Here is a 6251-nt window from a genome sequence, read left to right on the forward strand (position 1 = left end):
AGACTTGCTGCAAAATAGTGTAAAAGATGGTAAAGTATGAAAAAGAGAAATAAAAAGTGAGGGAAAATGAGTCTGAATTACCATAAAGTAAGTAAACACCCGAGAAATTTTCGAGATGTAACGGGATTGAAAATAGAAGAATTCGAAAAAATCTTGGAAAAAGTCCGTCCAGAGTGGGAAAAGCTTGAAAGACAGAAAAAGCGCCACGGAAGAATTGCTAATTTACCGACACTGGAAGATAAAATGTTGTGCGTAATTTTGTATTATCGGACCTACATAACCCACAGATTTTTAGGCTGCCTTTTCAACTTACATAATGCGAATATTTGCCGACTTTTGAAGAAAATGGAGCCACTGTTGGCAAAAAAAATTACTATAAAAAAGGACAGAACCCTAACGCCAGAGAGGATTTTGAAGATACTGGCAGATGTTACAGAGCAGCAGATACAGCAGCCAAAAGAAAGCAGAAAACGGAAGAAAAGTTACTCTGGCAAGAAAAAAGTGCACACGATGAAAACAGAAATTGTGATCGAAGAAAGAGGGCAAATTTTATCGGTTTCAAGATCTCACCGTGGGAGAATTCACGATTTTCGGATAAGAAAACAGGAGAAATTGCTGCCTACAGACAGTATAAAGCATGCCGATTCTGGCTATCAGGGATGGAAAAATTGCAAAGTAACGTTGTGATACCATACAAAAAATACCGAAAGAAGCCACTAACTGAGGAGCAAAAGGAGCACAACCGAGAGTTGGCATCATTTAGGATGAGGGTCGAAAATAAGATACGAGAATTGAAAATATTCAAGATTTTGTCGCACGTTTACCGTAACTTTCAGAAAAAATATAACATGAGATTTAATATTATTGAAGGTTTGGTGAATTTGAGGCATGGGTTTTAGCCTGCTGCTATTTTAGCCTAATTCACCCTGAAATTAGTATATACCTTTTCGCAGCAGGTCTTAAGAAGCTTTGTAGATGAGGAGAGGATAAAGTATCTCAAACTATATAATCTATCCTAAAGGCAAAATTCGCTATGCACTGTACAGATTCCGCTAACAGATAGCGGAATCACAAGTTTTTACTTACCCAACAGTTGACTTACTATTTTCATTAGAGCAGGTTTCTGCCTTTAGCTCATCCATAATTGTTTGAACCTCAGGAAGCATTTGATGTTTTTCGTAATCTGATTCATATGTTCCCCTTTTATCAGAAACTTTATATTCGTTTTCTTGATAAAGTGAATATAAAAATCCAACTCCAAAAATAACAATTGATGCAAGTGCCATGTATTCAAGTGGTCTTTGCACTTTTTCTCTTAAATCAAAATATCGAGATAACAGAATCAGAGCACAAGATGCTATCACTACTGCACCAGAAGCAAATTTATTTTCTCTAAAATGCTTTTGATTGTGACTCTGTTCATAATTTCTATAAATAGTTGTGGCATGAGCTTGAAGCCTTTTTTCTCCATCTTTTTCCTTACCATCTAATATTGACGTAATAAATTTTCTAAAACTCTCTTCACCAGTTTCCTGTTTCCATAAGTTTAATTGTTTACTCATAGTTTAACCTCATATTAATAAATATAGTTTATTATACACAACATTTATAATAAATGTCAAGAATAGTATATTTATAAATAATATACTATAATTTCTTAAGCATTTTTTTAAGTAGTTAGCTGTAGCTAAAATAATTGAGATTTACCGAAACAAACTTATGAAACAATTGAAGTTAGCGCATGACCAGATTTTGTTTAACTGGACCCTATAGCCAACCAAAAGAATTTACAAGTTGGACAGTATGGGTAGTGTGATACTGCAAAACGCTATTTCTCAAAAAACCAACAATTGCAATCATTGGTTCTACAGGTATAATCTGTTAAAGTTTACACGAGTCTCATGAATGATAGAAAAAGAAGAGCAGTTTAGTTTTACATCAGAAAACCTCAAGAAAGCAGGAAAGTTTATAGAGATGTATCCTAAAGGCAGAGAAGGTAGTGCTGTCATGCCTTTACTATATCTGGTTCAAGAGCAATGCGGATGGGTTTCTGAACCTGCTATGCGTTATGTTGCTGATATGCTGCATATTCCACATATTCGTGTATATGAAGTGGCAAATTTTTACACCATGTATAATTTAAAACCAGTAGGCAAATATCTAATACAAATTTGTAGAACAACTCCTTGCTGGTTGTGTAATAGTGAAGAAGTTTTAAATACCTTTAAAAAGAAACTTGGAATCAATATCGGTGAGACTACTAAAGACAATCTGTTCACTTTAAAAGAAGTTGAATGCCTAGGTGCATGCGTTAATGCTCCCGTTGCGCAGATCAATAATGACTTCTATGAAAATCTTACTCCTGAGAAAGTAGAAAACATCATAACAGAACTTTCAGGCAAATAGATGAAAGAAGAATTTGCATTCAAGATAATCAAGCAATCAGGTTCTGCAAAAGTTGGAACAATTAAAACTCCAAATGGAAGCGTAGAAACACCCGCTTTTATATTCTGTGCAACAAAAGCTGCTATTAAAGCTGCAGATATTGAAAGAATAAGTGAAGCTGGTACCCAAATCATACTTTCTAACACCTATCACCTAATGCTTCAACCAGGAGAGAATACTGTTGCAAAACTTGGTGGTTTGCACAAGATGATGGGATGGAATGGGCCAATGCTAACTGACTCAGGTGGATATCAGATATTTAGCTTAGGCCACGGATCAGTTTCGGAAGAGATAAAAGGAATAAGAAAAAAACAAAAAACTTTGATCAAAATTAATGAGGATGGGGCAATTTTTCGTTCTTACATTAATGGTAAAACTTATTGCTTAACTCCTGAAAAATCTATAAAAATTCAACAAAAATTAGGTGCAGATTTAATCTTAGTCTTAGATGAATGTACTCCATTTCACGTAAGCAAAGAATACACAGCAAAATCAATGCTCATGAGCCACAGATGGGCTGAACGTTCTTTAAATGAATTTGAAAAAAACAATAATGGCAAGCAGGCACTGTATGGAATTAGTCAAGGTGGAGTGTATCAAGATTTACGTAGAGAAAGTTGTAATTTTATTAACGATTTGCCATTTTTTGGTCAAGCAATAGGTGGATCACTTGGTCAAAGTAAAGAGCAGATGTACGATGTAGTTTCTTTTACTATGGACCATCTGAAAAAAGATAGGCCTACTCATTTGCTTGGTATTGGTGGAATTGTGGACATCTTTCGCGGAGTTAGTCTTGGAATTGATACGTTTGATTGCGTGCATCCAACCCGTTTAGCAAGGCATGGTGGTGCGCTTATTAAAGTAAAAAATAGAGATTCTATTTCTTCAAAGTGCAAAGAACATATTAATTTGCGAAATCAACGATTTGAACTAGATGATAACCCAATTGAAAGTGACTGTTTATGTTTTACCTGCAGAAAACATTCAAGAGCTTATATACACTATTTACTGAAAGCTAAAGAGCTTCTGGCTCACACGCTCGTTACCATTCATAACGTTTTCTTCATGAATAAGCTGATGGAATCAATAAGGCAGGCAATATTAGACGATAGATTAGATCAGGAGAAAAATAATTGGATTAGTGAGATACCATTGCACTGTGAATTATATACCTAGTTCATATTTTTTCTACGCTTATTTTATATTCCCTAAAACAGAAAAAGCCTTCCTCTTCCTACTCTTTCTTCCTTGGTTAATCCATAGTTAGCGTCTTTTGCACATGTGCGTTGCATTTTTTAATCTTCTTTAAAAACTTGACAATACATGACAACACTGGTATATTAGAAATATAGTTTTTGTGAGGTATTTATGGTTAGCAATAAAGAAAAACATCAAATAGCGTTTTGCATTTCAGCCGTTACATTCTTAGCTGGGTTATCATTAATCGCAACTGCAATTGCAGTGGGTACCGTACCTGCTATAGCTGCTTGTCTAGTGATAGGAGGAATTTTGACTGTCTTGTCTGGTGTGCAAGCAAAGCTATTTATTTTTACAAAACAGCGAGAAAATTTTAAATAAACTGATGAGTAACATACGCGATGAATCAGAAAGCAAACTTTTTATAGAAAGGATTTTGCAACCGTTCATTGAACTTTTTAGTGAGCCTAAGCAACATAATTAAAGTACACTAAGCTTTAAGCATAGAAACCACTTTATCGTAACTTGGCAATGATTTAATTTCTCCAATTGCAGCTAGAGTGGTTTTTTCATGCTGAGATAACAATTCTTTTGCTGCTTTTTTTACATTAGCAGTGGTAACTGCACTAATTTTTTCTATTAATTCATTTTTACTGATGTACCTATTATAGTTACCATAGTAGTGCCCCAATGTTTCAGCACGTGAGCTAACACTTTCGCGTGACATTAAAATTTGGGATTTTATTCGCTCTTTCACTCTATTTACTTCTTCTTCCTTCAGATTACCTGTAGACAGCTTCTTCAACTCTGTCGTCATAGATTTTAAAAGCTTATCTAAGTTACTACTATCTGTGCCAGCAAAAATGGAAAACATCCCTGTATCAGTGTAGCTGGAATTAAATGAATAAACAGAGTAAGCTAATCCCTGCTTTTCCCTTACTTCCTGGAATAAACGTGATGACATTCCGCTCCCTAATATAGAATCAAGCACTTGAAACGTGTGATATTTATCGTCATGGCGAGAAACACTAGGTAGACCAATTAGCAAGTGTACCTGATCTAATTTACGATGTTCTAAATACTCACCACCAGTACAGCTCGCATTTTGGCTTTTTTTCAGCTTTTTAGAATGAATCTTTGAGAGAAAATCTTTGGTTAATGCAACAACCTCTTCATGTTCAACATTTCCTGCAACGGTAAATAGCATATTCTCGCCAAAGTAATGTTCATTTATGTAATTATCTAGATCTCCTCGAGTAAAAGATTTTACAGTATCTTGCGTGCCTAAGATTGACCTGCCAAAAGGTTGATCTTTATAAGCTGCCTCAAAATATTTATCGAAAACAACGTCACTTGGTGAATCATTAGTCTGAAAAATCTCTTGTATTACAACGCCCTTCTCACGTTCCAATTCATCTTCTGGAAACGTAGAATTAATCAATATATCTATTAGTATATCAATACCAGTTTTGATGTCTTTCTTGAGGACTTTTGCATAATAGGTGGTGCTTTCCCTACCAGTGCTGGCGTTGAAAACCCCACCTATGTCGTCAAAAGCTTTTGCAATTTCAAATGCAGTTCTTGTCTTCGTTCCTTTGAAAGCCATGTGTTCTAGGAAATGGGATATTCCATTTTGATTTGCACTTTCCGCTCTACTGCCAATACCAACTCGTATGCTTAAAGCTACGGAATCAACATCACGCACCTGCTCAGTTATTATGCGCAGACCATTATCTAATTTTGTTACCTGAGGTGTATTCATCTTATGTATTCTTTTTTAAATTTTCTTCTGCAAAATCCCAATTAATCAAATGATCAAGGAAAATTTTTATGTAGTCAATTCTACGGTTTTGACAATCTAAATAATAGGCGTGCTCCCATACATCCATAGTGAGTAGTGGCACTTGGCTATAAATTAATGGCAAATCTGCATTTGGAGTTTTGGTGATTTTGAGCTTTCCTTTTTCGAGCACTAACCATACCCATCCACTACCAAATTGGCTTACTCCATGATTGGCAAATTCCCCACAAAACTTATCAAAACCACCGATATCATCTTGAATTTTTTTTGCCAGAAAACCATCATCTTTAGGTTTACCACCACCATTCTTCTTCATTGAATTCCAATAAAAAGTGTGGTTCCAAACTTGCGCTGCATTATTAAATATGGGAACTTTATCGCTATTACCATGCACTTTTGTTATTATTTCCTCAATTTCCACATGTTGATAATCTGTATTTTCAACCAGCTCGTTGAGTTTATTTAAATATCCTTTATGGTGCTTATCATAATGAAAATCTAAGGTTTTTGCAGATATGTAAGGCCCTAAAGCTGTTTTATCATATGGCAATTCAGGTAAAGTAAAACTCATGACAATCTCCTTATTTTTGACCTACTTGGATGGTAGGGCAATATATGCTTTTATGCAACATATAATTAATAGCCAAAATATTTAGGTATCTATTGCATTATTCTAAATTATACTACAATAATAATTATTATATAAGCCATAGAAACGGATTAAATACAAAAACTTACTTGACAAGCCTCGCCAGCCCCCTTATCATGATAGTGAAGGTATTCAGTTATCTTCATCTGTGCAGATTAA

General features: G+C 34.9%; 6 protein-coding genes and 1 pseudogene. 4 read left to right on the top strand and 3 right to left on the bottom strand.

Annotation, left to right across the window (positions count from 1 at the left end):
- Window positions 1–66 precede the first annotated feature (66 nt).
- Window positions 67–899, top strand: a pseudogene (locus tag OZD67_RS00405) (transposase family protein).
- A 183-nt stretch (window positions 900–1082) separates the two neighbouring features.
- Here the strand turns inward: OZD67_RS00405 and OZD67_RS00410 are convergent.
- Entirely contained in the window at window positions 1083–1562 is a 480-nt protein-coding gene (locus OZD67_RS00410) for a hypothetical protein (RefSeq protein WP_182183668.1), read from the bottom strand.
- 343 nt (window positions 1563–1905) lie between these two features.
- On the opposite strand from OZD67_RS00410, the gene nuoE reads away from it, so the two are divergent.
- From nuoE to OZD67_RS00425, 3 genes are all read left to right on the top strand, one after another.
- Window positions 1906–2406: an NADH-quinone oxidoreductase subunit NuoE gene (gene nuoE / locus OZD67_RS00415; protein WP_182183670.1), complete on the top strand. Its 501-nt coding sequence runs from the start codon at window positions 1906–1908 to the stop codon at window positions 2404–2406.
- The gene (gene tgt / locus OZD67_RS00420) at window positions 2407–3621 is read left to right on the top strand and encodes a tRNA guanosine(34) transglycosylase Tgt (protein ID WP_182183672.1); all 1215 of its coding nucleotides are present in this window, start codon (window positions 2407–2409) and stop codon (window positions 3619–3621) included.
- A gap of 192 nt (window positions 3622–3813) precedes the next feature.
- A complete protein-coding gene (locus OZD67_RS00425) occupies window positions 3814–4023 on the top strand; it encodes a WD_0736 family protein (RefSeq protein ID WP_259346668.1) in 210 nt (69 codons plus the stop codon).
- 109 nt (window positions 4024–4132) lie between these two features.
- On the opposite strand, the gene OZD67_RS00430 is transcribed toward OZD67_RS00425, so the two are convergent.
- Window positions 4133–5404 (bottom strand): M16 family metallopeptidase, encoded by a 1272-nt coding sequence (locus OZD67_RS00430; RefSeq protein WP_182183674.1) that lies wholly within the window; start codon window positions 5402–5404, stop codon window positions 4133–4135.
- Between the two features lies 1 nt (window position 5405).
- Window positions 5406–6014, bottom strand: coding sequence for a superoxide dismutase (locus OZD67_RS00435; RefSeq protein ID WP_182183676.1), 609 nt, complete (start codon window positions 6012–6014; stop codon window positions 5406–5408).
- Between the last annotated feature and the right edge of the window lie 237 nt (window positions 6015–6251).

The sequence above is a fragment of the Wolbachia endosymbiont of Drosophila nikananu genome (genome assembly GCF_028981865.1).
GTDB classification, from domain to species: domain Bacteria; phylum Pseudomonadota; class Alphaproteobacteria; order Rickettsiales; family Anaplasmataceae; genus Wolbachia; species Wolbachia pipientis_B.